This is a genomic window from Thalassolituus pacificus (assembly GCF_025318105.1).
Classification (GTDB): domain Bacteria; phylum Pseudomonadota; class Gammaproteobacteria; order Pseudomonadales; family Oceanobacteraceae; genus Venatoribacter; species Venatoribacter pacificus.
Window position 1 is genome coordinate 1 of sequence record NZ_JAOANI010000011.1, and the last position, 974, is coordinate 974.

A 974-nucleotide genomic window follows, 5' to 3' on the forward strand; every position below is an offset into this window, starting at 1 on the left:
CAAGTCTTTCTTGGCTGAGTATATTTTGGCATTGGACACCTCGTCAGTTTGACTTTGGTGTCCGTTAAAGCGGGGGAAGATCATACGTCAACTGGAGCAACTTGTTAGGCAGCCTGTTCATTTAAACCCAACAATTCTCTAATTGTTTCATTGTCTGTTTTTTGTCGGTGCATAAGCCATAAAATTGCAATATGCCCAAATGCTTGAGATATAGCACCAATTGTTTGCAGTTGAACTAGAGTTGCTTCTAGGCTTTCTTCTGGATCTACTATTGTTTCAGATTTCCCATGAGTATCTAATGACATAAACCGGTATAAAACTTGGTATATATGAATCAGATCCGATTCACGAGCTTGCTGTTCAATTGAAACACCTTTTTTTGCTTTTTCCCTTTTGGCTAGAAACTCCTTCGTTACATCCGTGCCATCTTCGCGGGCCTTAACTGAAAGTAATCCGTCATTCATAACGATCTGAGCAACACGATCTAATTCATTTAAAGAAAAATCAGAATATTTCTCAGCTCTCTCAGGGGAAGAAATAATCCATTGTAGAGATATAAGCAACTCTACTAATTGCCGTGTAATTATACCTAGAGCAGTGGGGTTTTTTGTTTTCCCTAGATCCGCTCCACCCCGAATAATTTCAGAGCCTCTCAGGAGTACGTTTCTGACAGGTTTGTCAATTTCAGATGCTTCTTTCGAAAAAATTTCCGTCGATGATTGTCTTAGTGCCTGAGAGTGAACCTTTAGGTTTTCACAAATTTCTATAATTCCTGGCACAAAACCTCCTTGATGCCTAACGCCCTGTTAACGGGCAAAATATAGTTGGCTAAAATGTTGAGGAACGAAAACAGCCAACTGTATTTTGTCCTTGTTAAACAGCTTGTTATATGCGCCGAATTCATATACTAACCGCGACACTTTTTCAAAATAAGAAGGTGAGCTGTAAGATTCGCTCTTTTTCACTCCCGCCAA

At 39.6% G+C, this 974-nt stretch carries 1 protein-coding gene; it reads right to left on the minus strand.

Annotated features, from left to right (window positions below; genetic code table 11):
• Nucleotides 1-104 precede the first annotated feature (104 nt).
• Nucleotides 105-779 carry a DUF5677 domain-containing protein gene (locus NYR02_RS03040; RefSeq protein ID WP_260974923.1) on the minus strand — a complete coding sequence of 225 codons (675 nt, stop codon included), beginning with the start codon at nt 777-779 and terminating at the stop codon, nt 105-107.
• Nucleotides 780-974: the final 195 nt, after the last annotated feature.